General features: G+C 71.0%; 17 protein-coding genes and 3 tRNA genes. 6 read left to right on the plus strand and 14 right to left on the minus strand.

The window, feature by feature from the left end; translation table 11 throughout:
• Positions 1–43 precede the first annotated feature (43 nt).
• Positions 44–757, plus strand: coding sequence for a metallophosphoesterase (locus tag ACQPZ4_RS01540; RefSeq protein ID WP_433054961.1), 714 nt, complete (start codon positions 44–46; stop codon positions 755–757).
• Between the two features lie 20 nt (positions 758–777).
• Here the strand turns inward: ACQPZ4_RS01540 and ACQPZ4_RS01545 are convergent, their stop codons facing one another.
• From ACQPZ4_RS01545 to ACQPZ4_RS01590, 10 genes are all read right to left on the minus strand, one after another.
• A complete protein-coding gene (locus ACQPZ4_RS01545; protein WP_433054964.1) occupies positions 778–2097 on the minus strand; it encodes a PQQ-binding-like beta-propeller repeat protein in 1320 nt (439 codons plus the stop codon).
• A 105-nt stretch (positions 2098–2202) separates the two neighbouring features.
• Positions 2203–2275, minus strand: a tRNA-Trp gene (locus tag ACQPZ4_RS01550).
• 24 nt (positions 2276–2299) lie between these two features.
• On the minus strand, positions 2300–2452 hold the full coding sequence (locus ACQPZ4_RS01555; protein WP_433054967.1) for a hypothetical protein: 153 nt from the start codon (positions 2450–2452) through the stop codon (positions 2300–2302).
• A 57-nt stretch (positions 2453–2509) separates the two neighbouring features.
• Entirely contained in the window at positions 2510–2653 is a 144-nt protein-coding gene (locus tag ACQPZ4_RS01560) for a hypothetical protein (RefSeq protein WP_433054970.1), read from the minus strand.
• A gap of 64 nt (positions 2654–2717) precedes the next feature.
• Complete coding sequence (locus ACQPZ4_RS01565; RefSeq protein WP_433054973.1) at positions 2718–2900, minus strand: hypothetical protein; 183 nt, start codon at positions 2898–2900, stop codon at positions 2718–2720.
• A gap of 57 nt (positions 2901–2957) precedes the next feature.
• A complete protein-coding gene (locus ACQPZ4_RS01570) occupies positions 2958–3212 on the minus strand; it encodes a hypothetical protein (protein ID WP_433054976.1) in 255 nt (84 codons plus the stop codon).
• Between the two features lie 319 nt (positions 3213–3531).
• Positions 3532–3604: transfer RNA gene (locus ACQPZ4_RS01575), tRNA-Ala, on the minus strand.
• Positions 3595–5139 carry an ankyrin repeat domain-containing protein gene (locus tag ACQPZ4_RS01580; RefSeq protein WP_433054979.1) on the minus strand — a complete coding sequence of 515 codons (1545 nt, stop codon included), beginning with the start codon at positions 5137–5139 and terminating at the stop codon, positions 3595–3597. Before ACQPZ4_RS01580 ends, ACQPZ4_RS01575 begins: the two co-directional genes overlap by 10 nt.
• Before the next feature lie 151 nt (positions 5140–5290).
• Positions 5291–6967, minus strand: a complete 1677-nt coding sequence (locus ACQPZ4_RS01585) for an ankyrin repeat domain-containing protein (RefSeq protein WP_433054982.1) — start codon at positions 6965–6967, stop codon at positions 5291–5293.
• 25 nt (positions 6968–6992) lie between these two features.
• Positions 6993–7065 (minus strand) — tRNA-Arg (locus tag ACQPZ4_RS01590).
• Between the two features lie 48 nt (positions 7066–7113).
• Between ACQPZ4_RS01590 and ACQPZ4_RS01595 the strand changes: the two genes are divergently transcribed.
• Positions 7114–7602: a hypothetical protein gene (locus ACQPZ4_RS01595; RefSeq protein ID WP_433054985.1), complete on the plus strand. Its 489-nt coding sequence runs from the start codon at positions 7114–7116 to the stop codon at positions 7600–7602.
• Here ACQPZ4_RS01595 and ACQPZ4_RS01600 read toward each other — a convergent pair.
• From ACQPZ4_RS01600 to ACQPZ4_RS01610, 3 genes are read right to left on the minus strand one after another with little or no spacing between them, the layout of a single operon-like run.
• Positions 7599–8333 (minus strand): DUF429 domain-containing protein, encoded by a 735-nt coding sequence (locus ACQPZ4_RS01600; protein WP_433054988.1) that lies wholly within the window; start codon positions 8331–8333, stop codon positions 7599–7601. The two genes, ACQPZ4_RS01595 and ACQPZ4_RS01600, sit on opposite strands and share 4 nt — an antisense overlap.
• Before the next feature lie 42 nt (positions 8334–8375).
• Positions 8376–8987: a hypothetical protein gene (locus tag ACQPZ4_RS01605; protein ID WP_433054991.1), complete on the minus strand. Its 612-nt coding sequence runs from the start codon at positions 8985–8987 to the stop codon at positions 8376–8378.
• Positions 8984–9586, minus strand: coding sequence for an RNA polymerase sigma factor (locus ACQPZ4_RS01610; protein WP_433054994.1), 603 nt, complete (start codon positions 9584–9586; stop codon positions 8984–8986). Before ACQPZ4_RS01610 ends, ACQPZ4_RS01605 begins: the two co-directional genes overlap by 4 nt.
• Before the next feature lie 160 nt (positions 9587–9746).
• Between ACQPZ4_RS01610 and ACQPZ4_RS01615 the strand changes: the two genes are divergently transcribed.
• The 4 genes from ACQPZ4_RS01615 to ACQPZ4_RS01630 all read left to right on the plus strand — a co-directional run bounded on the left by ACQPZ4_RS01615 (position 9747) and on the right by ACQPZ4_RS01630 (position 16877).
• Complete coding sequence (locus tag ACQPZ4_RS01615) at positions 9747–11993, plus strand: Ig-like domain repeat protein (RefSeq protein WP_433054997.1); 2247 nt, start codon at positions 9747–9749, stop codon at positions 11991–11993.
• A 186-nt stretch (positions 11994–12179) separates the two neighbouring features.
• Positions 12180–12728, plus strand: coding sequence for a hypothetical protein (locus ACQPZ4_RS01620; RefSeq protein WP_433055000.1), 549 nt, complete (start codon positions 12180–12182; stop codon positions 12726–12728).
• Between the two features lie 16 nt (positions 12729–12744).
• Positions 12745–15492, plus strand: a complete 2748-nt coding sequence (locus ACQPZ4_RS01625) for a DUF4407 domain-containing protein (RefSeq protein WP_433055003.1) — start codon at positions 12745–12747, stop codon at positions 15490–15492.
• Positions 15489–16877: a WD40 repeat domain-containing protein gene (locus ACQPZ4_RS01630; RefSeq protein WP_433055006.1), complete on the plus strand. Its 1389-nt coding sequence runs from the start codon at positions 15489–15491 to the stop codon at positions 16875–16877. Before ACQPZ4_RS01625 ends, ACQPZ4_RS01630 begins: the two co-directional genes overlap by 4 nt.
• 1 nt (position 16878) lies before the next feature.
• Here ACQPZ4_RS01630 and ACQPZ4_RS01635 read toward each other — a convergent pair whose 3' ends face one another.
• The gene (locus ACQPZ4_RS01635) at positions 16879–17706 is read right to left on the minus strand and encodes an SAM-dependent methyltransferase (protein WP_433055009.1); all 828 of its coding nucleotides are present in this window, start codon (positions 17704–17706) and stop codon (positions 16879–16881) included.
• Between the last annotated feature and the right edge of the window lie 5 nt (positions 17707–17711).

Genomic DNA, 17711 nt, shown 5'->3' on the forward strand with positions numbered 1-17711 from the left:
TGGCCGTTGTACCGGCAATGCCCCGTTTTCTAGCCTCGCTCGCATGACGCTCATCGCCCACGTCAGCGACACCCACATAGACGGCAGTCGGCGCAGTATCGACCGGACTACAGCTGTAGTGGACTATCTGCTCGGCCTGCAGCGGCCGGTCGACGCGGTGCTGCTCACCGGTGACCTGGCGGATCACGGGCGGGCCGAGGAATACGAGCAACTCCAGGTGTTGTTTGGCCGGCTCGACGTACCAAAGCTGTATTTGCCCGGAAATCACGACGAGCGTGCGGCGTTTGTCGCGGCCGGTCTGGGCCCGCTCAACCGGGTCGAACGGGTCGGGGACGCGGTGTTCGCGCTGGTCGACTCGACGATCCCGGGCAAGGACGAGGGCTTCATCGAGGACGCGACCCTGGACTGGCTCGACGCCGCGCTGGCGGGCGAGACGCCGGCGTTCGTGTGCTTCCACCACCCGCCGGTCACGCTTGAGCACACCTTCGCCGACCCGATGCGGCAGTTCGGCGAGGAGCGGCTCGAGGCGGTGATTCGCCGCCATCCGAACGTCGTGGCGGTGCTGTGCGGGCATTTCCACACGCCGACGGTGACCACCTTCGCGGGCGTGCCACTGGTCATCGCGCCCGGCATCAAATCGACGCTCATCATGCCGTGGGAACGCGAGACGGTCGAGATGGACATGGCTGACCGTCCGGCCCTCGTGATGCACCACTACACCCGTAGTCGGCTCACGAGCCACTATCGGATTCTCTAGGTGTACGTTTTCCGCCTTCTTCACGCGTACGCGAGGTAGCCGATTGTCCGGCCGCGGCCGACCATGAGTCCGTGGTCGCCGATGCCCAGCACATCCGAGGTCGTCTTGGCCTCCAGCAGCACGCGGCCGCTGTCCGGGGCATAGGCCGTGAGCTTTCCGCCGGCGGTGTCGCGGACCAGCACGGCGTACCGTGAAACCGCGACATCGGCCTTGGCGGGCACCTCCTGCTGCCAGAGCCGCCCGCCCTTCTCGAAGCCGACGACCGAGAGCGTCTTGCCGCCGTTGGAGCGGACCAGGCCGTACTGGCTGTCGGCCGTGACGATCTCGTCGCCCTCGGCCCCGGCCCACATCTCGCGCCCGTCGCGCGGCGACAGGAACACCTCGCGGTTGTCGCCGCGGGTCGCGATCAGCACGGTGTCCGCGCCGGCCGGGTCGCGCCGCTGCTCACAACCGGCGCCGGACGCGGTGTGCAGGTCGTACCCGTCCTTCTTCCACAGCGTCTTGCCGTTGCTCGGATCGCGCGCCTCGAGGCTGTACCGGCAGTTGCCGTCCTTCGGCGACGCCGTCGACACGAGCTCGCGCCCGCCCGCGACCACGACCCGCGAGGTGTTGGACGCGCCGTCCTCGCGCAGCACCTTGCCCCGCCCGGTGTCGACGATCTTCACCTTCTGCTCGATCGGAAAGCCGAGCATCGCCGGGATGGGCCGGGGCATGGCGTTGATGGCATCGCGGTACGCGTCGGCCTTGACCTCGGTGCCGAGCAGATCGCTGTTGATGCCGTTCAGCACGCGCCCGATCCCCGGCAGCGTCAGCTTCCAGATCGGCGCACCGTCCTTGGGCGACCGCGCCGTGAGGGTGCAGTCGCTGAGCCCGCCGCACGCGATCGTCAGCACGTGCTCGCGGTACGTCCACGCCCCGACCGCGTCGTGATCGCTCCACCGCGGCTGGCCGCTCACGGGGTCGAGCGCCTCCAGCCCGGTGCCGCGCCGCCCGACGATCGCCACGACACTGCCGCCGTCGCCCGCGACCCCGGCCCAGTCGGCCTCCTTGGTCCAGAGCACCTTGCCATCGGTCAGCGCCCGTCCCTCGACCGTTCCACGCATAGAAACAATCGCAGCTGTACCGGCAATCACCGCCGACGATGGCTGCCCGCCCACGCGATCGGTCCAGGCCGTGTCGGGTGTAGAAAGCTTGCCGGTACTGTCGGCAACCTTGTCCCACCAGTCAGTGATGTTGGGCAGCGGGTTCCAGCCGGTGATGATGATCGCGGTGATGATGAGCGCCAGCACACCGATCGCACCGAGCGCCGTCTCGAAGTTGCGGACCGCTCCCCTAGCCACGGCCGCGAGCGTAACGCCGCCGCATGATAATCCGCCGGATGTCGCGTTTCGCCCGTGTCGCGACGATTCACCCGTTCGTGAGGGTGGGACCGACCTTCGTGGGGGCAGAGCCGGCCGGAATCGAACCGGCGTCTTTCGCCATTGGAGGGCGGTGCGACGACCTCTGCGCTACGGCTCTGCCGCCGAGCAGTCTAGGAGGCGGCTAGACCGCCTGGATGTCCGTCGGGCCCGGCGCGTACAGCTCGGTCTGACGGGTGACGAGCGGGCAGTCGAGCGCTCTCGCCTCCCACAGGGCGTGCCGCGCTCCGTACGCCCCCGGCCAGGCGGAGATCTCGACCGCGGCCCGCTCGGTCAACGGCAGGACGGTCAGCGACTTCGACCACAGGATCGAGTCCCAGGCCGAGGCGTGCGCCTACACGAGGGTCCCGGCCTCGACGATCGCGAGGGCCGGAACCCCGATGCTCCCGAGGTCCTGGTCGGCGGTTCGCCACAACGCCCAGACCGGCGGGTAGGCATCGAACAGTGCGGTAAGAGCCGTGGCATCGAAGACGAGCACGCGTCAGACGTTAATCGCGACGGCCGAAATCCCTGAGAATAAATTTGGACTTAGGTCAATCAAGTCAGGTCGAACGCCGCGGCCCATCGCCGCCACGGTCGGCGGCAGCGGCGTGCATCGCGGCCGCGCGGCGCATGTCCTCGTCGGTGAGCTCGGGCACGAGGTGCGGCATTTCCCGCTTCAACCGCTCCCAGCCTGCGCCGGGCGTCCACTGCGGTGGGCCCACTTGCTCGGAGAGAGTTCTCATGGGTTCAACGGTAGTGCGCGGGCGGGTGGGTGTCACTTGGCCGCGTTGGTGGCACCGTCAGGATTCGACCTCTCGGTTGCGGCGCGCCAGTTGGGTGACGATGGCCGACGCGGCCAGGGCGATCGTGGCGGCCAGGCCGGCGATGCAGGCGACGATCAGGGCCGGCGCCAGTTCCATCGTGGTGGGGTGGCCGTAGGTCCCGTTCTCCGGCCACAGGGCCGACAGGCTGATCAGGCCGCCCACGATCCAGAGCACGGCGAAGACGTTGAGGGCGACGACTACGGGCGGTGCTCCTTGCGGCTTGGCCGTCATGGCAGCTCCTTGAAGTCCGGTACCCGTCCGGCGCATCCGCCGCGCGCCGGTGGGGTGCTTCTCGCCTGGATTCTTCGTGTGGCGCGACCTCGTGCCTTGTGATGTGTAGCCAATCGGACGGGGCGATCGCCCGGGCGAATTCTGGTCTGGCCGGAGCCGGAATGGATCGGGTTCAGCGGTGGCGTGGACGAACGAACATGCAGATTCGGCCGGTCGGGCAGGGGAGTCGGGGCCGTTCGACGTGGTGGGGAAAAGGGTTCGCGAAGAGGGAGAAAAGCGCGGGGAAAGGGGTGGAAAACCGAGAAAGGCGAAGAGAGGGCAGAGCCGGCCGGAGTCGGACCGGCGTCCTCCGCCTTGCGAGGGCGGCGCGACTACCTCTGCGCTACGGCTCTGCCGTTGGAGAGTGTAGGAGGGCGATCATGTCCGGGCGGTGGGTGTACTGGCCGCGGGGGTTGGCGCCGGCGGCCAGGAGGGCTTGGACCAGGTCGGGGGAGCCGTACTCGAGGGCCAGCCGCAGTGGGGGGCGGCCGCGGTCGTCGGCGGCGTTCGGGTCCAGGCCTGCTTCCACCAAGCGGGTCAGCAGGTCGTCGGTGCCGGTCAGCCAGGGCAGCAGGTGCAGCAGGGTGCGGCCGCGCTCGTCGCGTACGTGTGGGTCCAGGCCGGCGTCCAAAGCGGACTCGACTGCGGCTGTGTCGGCCTCCGCGAACAAGCGCAGGAAGTTGGCGCGCAGGGTGGCCATCTCCCGGGGGACAGCGATCGTGGGGTCGCGCCAGCCGTCGATGGCCGCCGCGCAGCCCTGCATCTCGCCGCCCAGGGCGGCCAGGGTGCGTTCGCGGTCCAGGGAGTGGGGCGGGACGAAGGAGCCGTTGCGCACGGCGATGACGTGGGTTTCGTTGTCGCAGCGGATCCCGATGGATGTGGGCAGCGAAGGCAGGGCAGGAGGAGACGGGCGCCAGGAGCCGGCCGGGAACAGGGCCGCGTGGACCAAGGGGTGCAGGTCCGCCGGCTGCAGGTGGCCGCGCAGCAGGGCGGTCAGTTCGGGCGGGCGGTTGGCCAGGTCGAGCGGGATGCGGGGGATGGCCGGAAGGTCGTACTCGCTCTCGGTCGGGCTGGTCACCAGCACGGCCTGCTTGCCGTCCAGGACCAGCGTGCGGTCTCGGAGTTCTATACGAGCCAAGGAGGACTGAGGGTCCGCCTCGATTGGTGAAGGAGGCTCCAGAAAGCCGCCGTTGATCGGGTGGCGGCGCGGGTGCCAGGGGGCGTCCGGTACCCACACGATATCGGCGAGGTACGACAAAACTCGGCGGCGGGAATCGTCCAGCGTGCTGTGGATCGGGCGGAATGCCGATAGGGCCCTCGCGTGCTGGGCCACGACCGAATAGCCCGCGAGGGCCCAGGCCTCGGCTGGGTCGAACGCGTCGTCCAGCATCACGGCGCGTTCGACCAGGCCCTCGGGGGAGTCGTCGCCCAGGGCATCCGAAGGCAGGCGCTCGCCAAGAGCGGTGAAGAACGGGAGCCGGGTCAGGCCGCCGCAGCGGGGGAGTTTGTCGGGGGTATACCGGGAATCCCAGCGATCCCGCAGGAGCACCAGCACGTCGTCGCGACGGGCCCTGGTGATCCAGGCTAGGCGCTCGAAGGAGAGGGTGACGCGCTGCGGGTCGCCCGGGTGGCCGGGAGTGCTGGCGATCAAGGCCCATGAGGCGGGGTAGAACGCGAGCGGGAAACGGCGGCGGCAGCGCAGGGGGCCGAGATGCCAGCGGAGCAGGTCCGGGGCCAGGTGGCGCAGGTCGGCCTCGAGGCGGTCGGCGATCGTGTCGCCGTGGTCGCGGCGGACCGCGTCCAGGTCGATGAGGACGTTGAAGCCCGCGGCCGCGCACGCGCCCGGCCAGTCGCCCGCGAGCCGGCGCTCGGTCGCGCGCTCGATCATGCGCGAAGGAAGCGGAGGCCACCTCACGAGAGCCGGGCCGGGAGCGGATGCCACTTCACGAGAGCCGGGCCGGGAGCGGATGCCGCGTCACGAGAGCCGTGCCGGGAGCGGATGCCGCGTCACGAGAGCCGGGCCGGGAGCGGATGCCACGTCATTTGACCAGCTTTCGGAGGAATGCCAGGTCGGGGCGGTTCGTCCAGCCCGCGGCGGAGGTGTAGCCGTGCACATGCACCGATGCCTTCGGGTCGGCGCCGGCTTTGAGCAGGGTTTTGACCAGCCGTACGGAGCCGATGGCCACCGCCTCGTGCAAGGGGGTGCGGCGGGCCGCGGTGCGGGCGTTCGGGTCCACACCCGCCGCCAGCAGCCGGGGTGCCAGGTCGTCGCCGCCCGGAATGAGCGGGAGCAGGTGCAGCAGGGACTCGCCGCCCGGGCGGAAGCGGACGTGCGGGTCGAGGCCGCGGTCCAGGGCGTCCACCAGCGCGGCGGTGTCGCCGAGGCGGATGAGCAGCAGCAGTTCGTCGTGCAGCCTCTGGACACGACGCGGCAGTTGTACGGCCAGATCGCGCCATCCCTCCCGCGCGGCCACACAGCCCTGGACCTGGCCGCCGAGGGCCGACAGCGCCATTTCGCGATCGATCTCGTGGCGGGAGTGCGGGATCAGGGTCGCACCGTCGCGCATCACGACCTCGTGCGTCGCGTCGTCGCAATGCACGCGAATGGACATGCGGAGGCGAGTGGGCGCTGGAAGGACCGGCGTGGGGGTTGGCGAAAGCTCAGGAAGTACCAACGCGGCGGTCGAAAAAAGCGCTTCGTAAACCAACGGGTGCAGCGTGGCCGAGCCGCGGCGCAGGGCGTCGAGCTCCGCTGGGCGGTGGACCAGCACATCCGGGATGCGCGGGATGCGGTCGAGCGGGATGCCGAACTCGTCCATTTCGGCGCGGCGTCTCTCGGCGTCGGCCTGGCCACGGGGCACGCGGCTCACCAGCCGCGCCCGCGCGCCGTCGAGGACGATGCTGCGGCCCTTGACATCGATACGGGTGAGGCCAAGGTGGGTGTCGGCCTCGATGCGCGGGCCGGGTGGGACGGGGTGGGCGCGCGGGTACGGCTCGGTGGCCAGCAGCTCCTCGACGTACTCGATGGTGCGGCGCGCGGCCGCGGGCAGGGTGGTGTGGATCGGGCGCGGCCAGGCCAGGGCGGCGTTCACCGCGGCGCCACGCGCGCGGTTGCGCACAGCCGGGTCGACGGCGAACGCCAAAGGGTCGAGGCGCTCGCGGCCGAAGCGGCGGTCGAACAACAGCACCTTCAGGTCGTATCCCGCGGCGGACCAGGCGGCGGCGTGTCGGCCGCTGTCGTCGAGCTGGAGCAGCGTCTGGACCAGCTCGCCGCCGGGGCGGTTGAAGAAGCCGCAGCGGGCCAGGATCTCGCGGGTGCGCCGCGCGTCCCAGCGGTCGCGCAACAGCAGGAAGCTGTCGTCGCGCAGGCCGCGCTGCTCGACCACGCGGCCGAGCGTCAGCCTGATCGTGAAGAACGGCGAGGTGTGCACCATGACGGCGTGGTCGTCGGGCAGGAGCGCCAGTGGGTACCACACGCTCGGGCGCGGGAGGGCGCCGCGGTCGCGCACGAGGTACCAGCGCAGCAGGTCGGGCACGAGGTGGCGCAGGTCGTCCTCGATCCGCGCGGCCGCGTCGGCGCCGAAGTTCCGCCTGATCAGGCCTAGGTCGACGTGGTTCTCGACGCCCGCCGCGGCGTGGGCGCCCGGCCAGTCGCCGGCCAGGCGGCGCTCGGTCGCGCGCTCGATCATCGAGGCGGGCACGGCCGACGGATGCATGAGAACCAACCCCCGAAAAAAGGGGCAGGGCCGGCCGGAATCGAACCGGCGTTCTTCGGATCCGCAGTCCGATGCGACGACCTCTGCGCTACAGCCCTGCCATGCGTGAGTCTAAGGATCAACGCCAAGCGAATAAGCCTGGCAGGATGACGGTCATGTATGGCTTCGCGAGGCTTGCCGGATTCTTCGCCGCGCACGGCGTGTGGAGTGTTTCGGACGGCGGGCCGCTCACGCCGCTGCTCGGGTACGAGGACGCCGACGGTCAGCGCGGCCTGACCCGGCTGGTGGCCGACGATCTGGCCGAGGGTGCGCGGATCGGGCGGGAGATGCTGGAGAACAACCCGGAGGGCTGGGCGCGGGCGGTGCTCGTGCTCGATGCGTACATCCATCTGGAATCGGGCAAGGTCGACGCGCTGATCGCGGAGGCGGTCGAGTTCGGGCCGGTGCCGAAGCGGCTGATGATCGCGGTGCCGTACCGGCCGGAGCCGTTCGCCGTGCACCGGCCGAAGTTTCTGGAGATCGACGGGGTGTCCGAGGCCGAGACGGGCAATCTGGCCGATGCGTTCTTCAACGGCGTCGAGGCGCACAGTGAGGCGAGCGCCGTCTGGAGCGCGCACCTGGACGAGTCGATCTAGGGAAGCTTCGATAGGTCGGTCGAGGGCACCGCGATCCAGCCCTCGATGCGCGCGAGCGGCAGTTGGTCGCCGTTCGGGCGCTCGGTCAGGCCCAGCGCGACGGCGCGCGCGGTGAGCGCCGCGACCACGGCGTCGAACGCGTCGCGGTTGGTGCTCACGAGCGGGGCGAACGCGCCGAGATCCAGCCACGGCGCGGCCGCGGTGCACAGGGCGGCGGCCAGGCCCTCGTGGCGGCCCTTGTAGCGGCGGGTGACGCCCCAGCGGTACAGCGACGCGGCCGGATGCGTCTCGACGATCTTGCCGGAGCCGCTGCGGTCGACGTCCTGGCCGGACCGCGCGAGCATGGCCTGCAGCGCGGCGCAGCGCAGCGCGGCGTGGCCCTGGCGGTCGGCGGCGACGCTGGCCGGGACGACGCCGGGGACCGTCGTGCGGACGGCCTCGTCCGTTGCGCGGTACATCATCGCGCGCCGCCAGTTCGCGCCGTTCTCGTTGCTCGGCAGGCTCGCGGTGTGCCCGTCGCGGTGCGCGTTGACGAGCGCGGCGAACGGTTCGGGCCAGCCGAGCGCACAGTTGAGCCCGGTCTTGTCCGCCGCGCGGACGGCCGCGAGGATGCGCGTATCGGGCACGCCTACGGTGAGTTCGCGCAGTACCGCACGGCCGCGCGACCACGCGAGGGTCGCGAGGGCGGTCCGCTCGTCGGTGGGGGCGAGATCGACGCCTGCGGTGAGCACGAGAGTAAACAGCGACGCGCGGGCGCGCCGCGTTACACCCCGCTAGCCGCCGCTCTGGTTGCCCTGCGAATTGTCGTTTTCGCCCTGATCGTCGCTCGGGCGGGCACTGTTCGTGAGCGACGGTCGCGCCGAGGACGGCGAGGAGGACGGCGCGGTCCCGAGCACGCGGTGGCAGTACGCGTCGATGGAGGCCTCGCCGCCGGCCAGCCGGGACAGCTCCTGGCGCACCTCGTCGGTGAGCGGCTCGTCGTCGCGCGCTTCCCAGGCGCGGCAGAACTTCTCCAGTACCACCTGCAGGGAAGCGGAGGCGGATGGTGACGGGTGCGGAACCTGCGGGGCCGACATGGTCGAAGTTGGCGAGTCGTCGGAGGTCGTGTGCGAGTCGAACCAGATCTGCACCGGCGCCGGCAGGTTGCCCGTGCTCGCCGCGAACGCCGTGCCGCCCACGCCGATCGCCACGAGCGCGGTGGCGAAGACCGCGAGCATGCGCCGCTTGCGGCGGGGGCGGCGCGCGGGCGCGTTGCGCGGCCGGTACTCCTGGCGGAACCCCGCGACCGCGTCCTCCTCGCCGCGCAGCTCGTGGCGTCGCCCGGGCGCGGCCGCGGCGGACAGCAGCTCGCCGAGGCGCCCGTCGGGCAGGTCGTCGCGCTTCATCCGGCCCGCCTCTCCTCGGCGGAGCCCGGGTAGTTCGATTGGACTTCTGGATGGGCGGCGAGTTTGCGCAAACCGCGCATGGCCGCGATCCGCACCGCGCCTGAGCGTTTTCCGAGCACTCGCGCAGTTCCGGCCACGTCCAGGCCGGCCACCACGCGCAGCATCACGGCCTCGGCCTGGTCCTGCGGCAGGCTCGCGATCAGCCGGAGCGCGCGATCGGTGTCGTCCAGTTCGAGCGCCTCGGCCGCCGCGTCGCGCGTCGCCACCACGCGCAACTGGTCCACGGCCTCGTGCGGTTCCTCGTGGCGGCGCCACGCCTTGCGGTTCTCGTCGATGCCGCGATGCCGCGCGATCCGGAAGAGCCAGATCCTGAAAGCCGTCGCTGTACCGTCGAATCGCGCCAAATCGCGCGACACCTGCAACCACGTCTCGGACGCCACGTCCTCGGCGGCGTCGCCGCAGACGACGCGGAGATAGCGCAGTACCAAGGGATGCAGTGAGCGCCAGAGGACCGCGAAGGCCTTGGGATCGCCGTCGATGGCGGCGGCCAGCGGCACGGCGAGATCCTCGTCCCGCACCCCCTGGACCGACGCCGTCACCAGCACACGGTAGGCCAGGTCGGCCGAGATCGCGCGGCGCTACCCGGGGGTGGGATCGACAAACAAAGTTCAGCCATTCGCGGTGCGGACCGCAAAGCGCCCACACGGTACAGGTCGTTCGCTTAGCGTGACGAGGCGACTACTTAAAGTGGGGGAGCGGATGCGCAGGGTCACCGTAGGGGCCGCGCTTGCGGCCGTCGTCAGCGCCGGGGCGCTCACGCTGGGGGTGGACCCGGCCTTCGCGCAGCAGCCGACGCTCACCGTCACCGCCTCGCCGAACCCGTCGACCCGCACCCAGCAGGTGACCGTGTGCGCGACGGTCAACGAGGAGGAGGCCAACGGCACGATGACCTTCAGCGGGGCCGGCCTCCCGGACAACTCCATCGTCGGCGTGGACTCGTCCACCAGCAAGGCCTGCGTGCTCAGCACAGACCTGGAGACCGGGCGGGTCACGGTGAACTACAGCGGCAACTACGGTCCGCTCACCGACGGCGTGGACATCGTCGTCAACCTGATGGACACCACGACCACGGTCACCGCGACGCCGAACCCGTCCGTGTCCGGCGCATCGGTTGAGCTGTGCGCCACGGTCGAGGGCGCGGGGATTCCCGAGCGCGCGCGGACCGAGGACTTCACGCCGACCGGCACGGTGACCTTCGACTTCACGTCCGGCAGCCAGACCGCGAACCTCAACGGCTCCGGCCAGGCCTGTGTCACGCCGAGCGAGGTGGGCGCGGGCACGGTCACCGCGACGTACAGCGGGGACTTCAACTTCGACCCGTCGACCGGCACCACGACGGTGACCCGCAACAAGGCCGACACGACCACCACGGTCACCGCGGTGCCCGATCCATCCGTGCACGGCCAGAGCGTGCAGGTGTGCGCGGCGGTCGCGGCGACACCTCCGGGCAGCGGCACGCCGACCGGCACCGTCACCTTCACCGGCGGGCTCACCCAGACCGTGCCGCTGAGCAACGGCGAGGCCTGCGCCACCGTCACGGACCTGACCGGCGCCATGATCACGGCGAACTACGCCGGCGACACCGCCTTCAAGGCGTCGATGGGCTCGGTCTCGCCGAACGTGAACGCGGCCGACACCACCACCACCGTCACCGCGACGCCCGACCCGTCAGTCACCGGCGAGTCGGTCGAGGTCTGCGCGATGGTCGCGGCGTCCCCGCCGGGCGGCGGCACCCCCACCGGCGATGTGATCTTCAGCGACGCGAACGGCATCATCGACACCAAGCCGCTGGACGGCACCGGCCAGGCCTGCGCCACCACGACGAACCTGGCCACCGGCACGGTCACGGCGACGTACGGCGGTACCGAGGAATTCGGCGGCTCGGTCGGCACCCAGAGCGTGACGGTCGACCCGGCCACCACCGCGACGACGGTGACCGCGACCCCGCCCACGTCGGCCGCCGGCGACTCCGTGGAGGTCTGTGCGACCGTCGCGGTGAGCGCGCCCGGCAGCGGTACACCCGCGGGCTCGGTGACCTTCACCGGCGCCGGCCTGAACGACACGAAGACCCTCAGCGGGGGCGTCGCCTGCACCACGAGCACTTCGCTCAGCACGGGCACGATCAACGCCGCCTACAACGGCTCCGACGGCTACGCGGTCTCGTCGGGCACCACCAGCGTGACCGTCAGCGAGAACCCGTCGAACCCGAACCCGCCGGTGGTGAACACGCCGGTGCCGAGCGTGCCCCGCAACGTCACCGCGGTCCCGCTGAGCTCGGCCGTCCGCGTGACCTGGGACGCGCCCAACTCGGGCAGCCCGGTGACCGGCTACACCGTCACCGCGAGCCCGGGCCCGGCGACCTGCGACACCACGACGGAGACGATGTGCGTGCTGGGCGCGGTGGCGGGGACCAGCTACACGTACACCGTCGTGGCCCACTCGGCCGCCGGTGACTCGGAGCCGAGCACGGCGACCGCCGCGACGACGCCGGAGGCCCCGAGCACGCCGGCCGCGCCGCCGTCGACGAACCTGACCCTGACCACGACCGACGGCCAGATCACCACCGCCGCTCCCGGCCAGGTCGTCACCTTCGTCGGCACCGGGTTCGCGCCGTACTCCACGGTCACGATCACGATCTACTCGACCCCCATCGAGCTGGGCCGCGTGACCACGGATGCGACGGGGTCGTTCCAGGTGCCGATCACGCTGCCGCAGCAGCTGGCGGCGGCGCAGCACACGGTGGTCGCCCAGGGTTCGGCCCCGGACGGCAGCGTGCGGGCCATGTCGCTGGCGGTCGCCGTGGCGGCGGCGCCGGTGATCACGAACCCGCCGGCCGCGGGCTCCCTGCCGGTGACCGGGCCGCCGGTCGGCGTGCTGCTGCTGACGGGTCTGGTGCTGGCCGTCACGGGCGCGGGGCTCGTCAGGATGGGGCGCCGCACCGCCTGACGCCCATTGACCGCAAAGGCCGCCTCCGCCCGAGGCGGCCTTTGTGCTGCGCCCGGAATGTCATCGTCCATTCGGCGGACCGTGGCGCGCAACATCGGTACTTGGCGATCCGGAAGGTCGATTCGCCGAAAATGCGCTCCGCCGTAGCCTCGACACGTCCAGTAGCCGGTCGCGAGAGGTTGTCGGGTGCGCAAACCGTTCCCCGTCATCGACGTGCGACCGCTCGAACCGTCCGGCGTGTCGGGGTTCGGCATGCGACGCCGCCAGCTCGGCCAGATCCCGATGCCCCGCGAGGGCGCGGTGCTCACGTTCCTGGTCGACGGGCGCTACCAGCAGCTGCCGGGCGGCCGCCATCCGCGCTCCACCGACCACATCGTCGTGGCCGCGCGGGCCGTCGCCGTGGTCGACATGCGGCCGCGCAGCATGCTGTTCGACCTGCCGATCGCCTCGCCGCGCCCCGAGCGCGACCTGCACCTGCGGCTGGGCATCCGGTGCCAGGTCATCGACCCGTGCATCGTCGCCCAGCAGGGGCTGCGCGACGTCGCGCCGGAGCTGCTCACGTACTTCACCGCGGACCAGCGCCTGCGCTGGACCGCGGCCGGCCTCGCCGACCGGACGGTCAACGAGGTCTACCGGGTGGTGAGCAACCGGGTCGCGGCCCGGTTCGTGACGCATCCGCTGACGGTTCCCGGCATGGAGTTCCGCCTCGCCGAGATCCGGCTGTCCACCCGCTAGCCGCTCTGGGGGACCGTTGATCGACCCTGGCACGACGAAACCGGCCGCGCGCCTGCCCGAGGCGGCACCGCTGCCGCCCTACTGGCACCCGGGGCGCATGCTGCGCCGGCTCGCGGGCGTCGACGAGGAACTGCTTTCGTGGGTACCGCAGGAGCGTCCGCGGTACACCGGCCTGGGTGGCACTGTTCTTTCGACGGCGACGCTCGCGTTCTTCTCGATGTCGTTCGCGATCGGCCAGCTGCTCGGCGCGTGGACGCCGTGGGTGCTGATTCCCGCGGCCGTCTGGTTCCTGGTGATCCTCAACCTCGACCGGTGGATCGTGGCCACGCCGCCGGGGCCCGAGCTGCGGCACAAGGTCTCCTCGGTGCTGGTCCGGCTGGTCGTCGCGATCGTCATCGGCGTGGTCATCGCCGAGCCGCTCGTGCTGCGCATCTTCGAGACCGCGATCGTGCAGTACATCAAGGACACCCGCGACGAGGCCGAGCGGAGCCTGAGCACGCAGCTGGAGACGTGCAACCCGGTGCCGCCGCCCCGCCAGCCCGACCCCGAGTGCGGCAAGAACAAGATGCTGGCCCCGGCCGCGAGCGAGCTGAACGGGCTCGTGGACGAGAAGGCCAACAAGGAGAAGCAGCGCACGGACCTCCAGGCGGCCGTGCAGCCGCTGGACGACCAGCTCGCCGTCATGCGCGAGAACGAGCGCAAGGAGTGCGCGGGCGAGCCGGGCGACGGCTTCACCGGACGGTACGGCAACGGCCCGGTCTGCAAGAAGCTCACCGACACGCGCGAGGAGTTCGAGCGCACCCACCAGACCACCGAGAAGCACAAGGCGATCGCCGACCTCGACTCCGACATCACCAAGCTGACCGAGGACATCGGCACGGCCACCGCGAACTGGGGCAAGAAGCGCGACGACTACATCGCCGAGCAGAAGGACAAGCTGCGGGCCAACCAGGGCAGCATCGGGCTGCTGGAGCGGATGGACGCGCTGCGGGCGCTGGCCGGGCAGCACGGGACGCTGGCGTGGGGGATCTGGGCGGTACGGCTGCTGTTCATTCTCGTCGACATCGTGCCCGCGCTGTTCAAGTTCCTCGGCGGCATCACCCGCTACGACCGGCTCACCGTCGAGAGCCTGGAGCGGGGCGAGCTGGAGTTCGCCGCGATCAAGGCCGACCGGCTGAACCGCGCGCGCATGTGGGCCATGCAGCAGCGCGACGACCTCGCGATCGAGGAGGCGCGGCGGGCGGCCGAGCGGGCCGGGCAGCGCGAGAAGATCATGGATGACCTGCAGGTGACCTGGTCGGTGCCCGGGCTGCCGAAGGCCAACGGCAGCAACGACTACGGCGGGGCCACGCTGCTCGAGGACTTCACCGGCGAGCTCGGCTTCACCCGGCTCGACCCGGACGGCGAGATCCGCGGCCACGGCCCGGTCGGCGCCGGGGGCCAGGACGAGGAGGACGACGACACGCCGCCCGAGCCGGCGCCGGAGCTCAAGCACATCCCGTTCTTCAACGTCGTCATGATCGGCGGCCGCGGTACCGGCAAGACGACCCTCATGGCCACCCTGCACCACGAGCTCAGTACCGACGATCACGACAACCCGCGCGGATACTCGATCCGCTGCACGGACCCGGTCAAGTGGGCACAGCTGAACAAGCACTACCGGCAGCTGGCCACGCCCGGCGACACCTGGCCGCCGCCGACCGGCTACGAGTCGATCGAGAAGTTCGAGTTCGACTGCTACGTCGAGAGCGAGGATCGGGGCGGCACGCCGGTACTGCGGCTGCGGTACTGGGACTACGCGGGCGAGGTGGTCGGCACCGAGTCCACGATCGACCCGTACCTGCGCACGGAGCTGGCCAAGCGGCTGCGTACCGCTGACGTCGTGGTGGTGGCCATCGACGGCATGCGCCTGCGCGACGCCGAGTACGACAAGGCCGAGCTGATCGAGCTCAACCAGCAGCTCACCGAGTACGCCCAGCTGGTCAACAACGTCGAGTGCCCGATCCAGCTGCTCATCACCAAGTGGGACCGGCTGGTCGAGCCCAACCCGAACTCGCCGTCGGCGCGGCCCTGGACGCTCAAGCAGGCCGTCGCCGAGATCCGGCGCGTGCCGGCCATGAAGAACCTCATGACCGGCCGGAAGAACGCCGGCGAGCTGCGGATCATCCCGCTGTCGGTGACCGGCCGCGACGTGGTCGACGAGCAGCGCAGCGACGACGGCATCGTGCGGATGGCCAAGGTCAGCCCGCCCAACCCGATCAACATCGACGTGCCGTTCGCCGCGATGCTGCCCGACCGGCTCGCCGAGGCCTTCAACGACCTCGGCCCGCAGGCCGTCAAGGCCGCCTTCCGCCGGGCCCGGCGCGCGCAGAGCATCATGTGGGTGCACGGCGTGCTGACCGCGGTCGACTGGGTCGCCCGCCGCATCTCGGTCAAGCTCACCCTGCTGCCCGTCCCCGGCCTGGAGCTCAACTGGGGCCAGGCCGAGATCGATGGCGACCGCGACGCCGGCTGGATGCGGGCGTACGCCCAGAGCGAGCGCTTCGGCCGCCGCCGCATCGGCAAGGACCTCGTGGACGAGCTGCGCACGAAGGCCAGGGACCTGCAGAAGCGGGCGAGCTGGTCGGTGCTGGCCAAGGAGAAGTTGCTCGGCCGGCTCGAGGCGCGGCTGCGCCAGTTCGAACGGGACAGCACGAGCGAGCAGGTCCCCCAGCAGCGCCGCCCTGATCCCGCACCGATTGGATTGACCGGGAGCAATTCGTGAGCGCGGTGTGGCCGTTCCTCATCAGCCCGGGCCGCAAACTCGGGCTGCGCGTCGTGCTCGCCCCCGACTTCCTGAGCGGGCGCACCGACGTGCTGACCGCGGCGCTGCGCGACACCGACCCCGACGACACGTCGATCCAGACCCGCACCGTCCGCCAGTCCGACGGCTCGAAGCTCGCGGTGGCCTTCCGGCGCCGCCCGCTCACCAGCGACGCCACCATTCGGGTGTACTCCCCAAGCCGCAACCGCCTCCGCCAGACCCTCACCGGCCACACGGGGCGGGTCGTCACCGCCGCGTTTTCGCCCGATGGGGGCCGGCTGCTGACCACCTCCTGGGACCACACCGCCCGGCTGTGGAAGCTCGGGCGCGAGGAGCCGGTGAAGCTGGCCGGCCACAAGGGCTGGCTGAGCGGCGGCGTCTTCGCTCCGGACGGCCGCGGCGCGTACACGACGTCCTGGGACGGCACCGTGCGCCGCTGGGATCTGCCGGCGGGCGCCGAGGCTTCGCGGCTGGAGCTCGGCGTACCGCTGGTCAGCCCGTGCGCGATCGACCTGGCCGGAACCGTGCTCGCGGTGGGCGGCGCGGATCACCGCATCCATGTCGTGGACCTGCGCTCGGGCGCGTTGCGCGGGCGGCTCACTGGTCATACGGACCGGATCACGCAGTGCGCGATCGCGCCGGACGGGCACACCCTGGCCACGTCCTCCTGGGACGGCACGGTGCGCGTCTGGGATCTCGCCACCGGCGCGGCTCTGGACAATTTGAGCGGCCACGAGGGCTGGGTGACCGGCTGCGCGTTCGGCCCGCGGGGCGAGTGGATCGCGTCGAGCGGCTGGGACGGCACGGTACGCATCTGGGGCGACTCGAACGCCCCCGCGGGCCGGATCGTCATGTCACGGCCCGACCCGTTTTCCGGCTGCGTCGTGCACCCGCGCGGCGGCTGGCTGGCTGCTCCGGGCGGCCGGGTGCGCATCGCCGGCCTGCCGCGGGGCGAGCCGGTCCGTACCTTGGCAGGTCCGCCGGCCCGCCGCGTCGCCGTGTCGCCGGACGGCAAGCTGCTCGCTTTGACGAGCGTGGATGACGGCCCTGATGCTGCTTATCCGGTCCGTGACGGTTTCGGCCGCACGATCACCATGGTCGAGGGCTTCGTGGGCGCCATTCGGGATCAGCCGCTGGATTGGGAGCGGCTGCACGCGCGCTGCTCGGACGCCCTGGGTCAACTCCTGGCGTCCGAGCCCGCGGGTGTACTGCTGGAAAGCCGCCCCGAGCCGCCCGCTTCCCGTTTGCGCGCGCCCCGCCAGCCGCCCGATATGCCGGCCCACCTCGTACCGCCGTCAATGTTCGGCTGGTGGGACACGTATCGGGTGAGCTCGCGGCGGAAGTGAACTATGGCTTTCGAGCCACTGCGCCGAAGATGGAGGCGTCGACGGGCGCCGGGTTCTCCTCGGCGTCGGGCTCGGGCCGCCACTCGCTGACCGCGACGATGCCGGGCTCGACGATTTCGAGCCCGTCGAAGAACTCGGCGAACGCGGCCCGGTCGCGCGGGTACACGTCGGACTTGCCGGTGCGCAGCGTCTCGTCCCAGTTCGCGGCGAGCTCGGGCGTGAGAAAGTCCTTGGTGGCGCAAGACATCGTCAGGTAGCTCCCGGACGGCAGCGCGTCGAGCAGCGTCTGCACGACGTTGCGCGCGGCGGCCTGATCCGGCAGGAAGTGCACGATCGCCACGAGCATCAACGCCACCGGCTGCTTGAGATCGAGCGTCTCGGTCAGCTCCGGGTGGTCGAGGATGCGCTGCGGTTCGCGCAGGTCTTCCTCGAGGTACCGGGTGAGCCCCTCCGGCGTGCTGGTCAGGAGGGCTCTTGCGTGGGCCATGACCATCGGGTCGTTGTCGGCGTAGACGATGCGCGCCTCGGGCGCGATGCGCTGCGCGACTTCGTGCGTGTTGTCGGCGGTGGGCAGGCCGGTGCCGATGTCGAGGAACTGCCGGATGCCGGCTTCGCCGGCGAGGTAGCCGACGGCGCGCTGCAGGAACGCGCGGTTGGCGCGAGCCGCGATCCGCGCGGCCGGGTAGGACTGCGCCAGCAGGTCACCGGACTCGCGATCGGCGGCGAAGTTGTCCTTGCCGCCGAGCCAGTAGTTGTATCGCCTGGCCGGATGTACGACTCCGGTGTCGAGCTTCTCCAGCATCAAGACCCCCAGATCGGAAAGCACCATGGTAG

This window comes from Dactylosporangium sp. CS-033363, assembly GCF_050942475.1.
In the GTDB taxonomy this organism is placed as follows: domain Bacteria; phylum Actinomycetota; class Actinomycetes; order Mycobacteriales; family Micromonosporaceae; genus Dactylosporangium.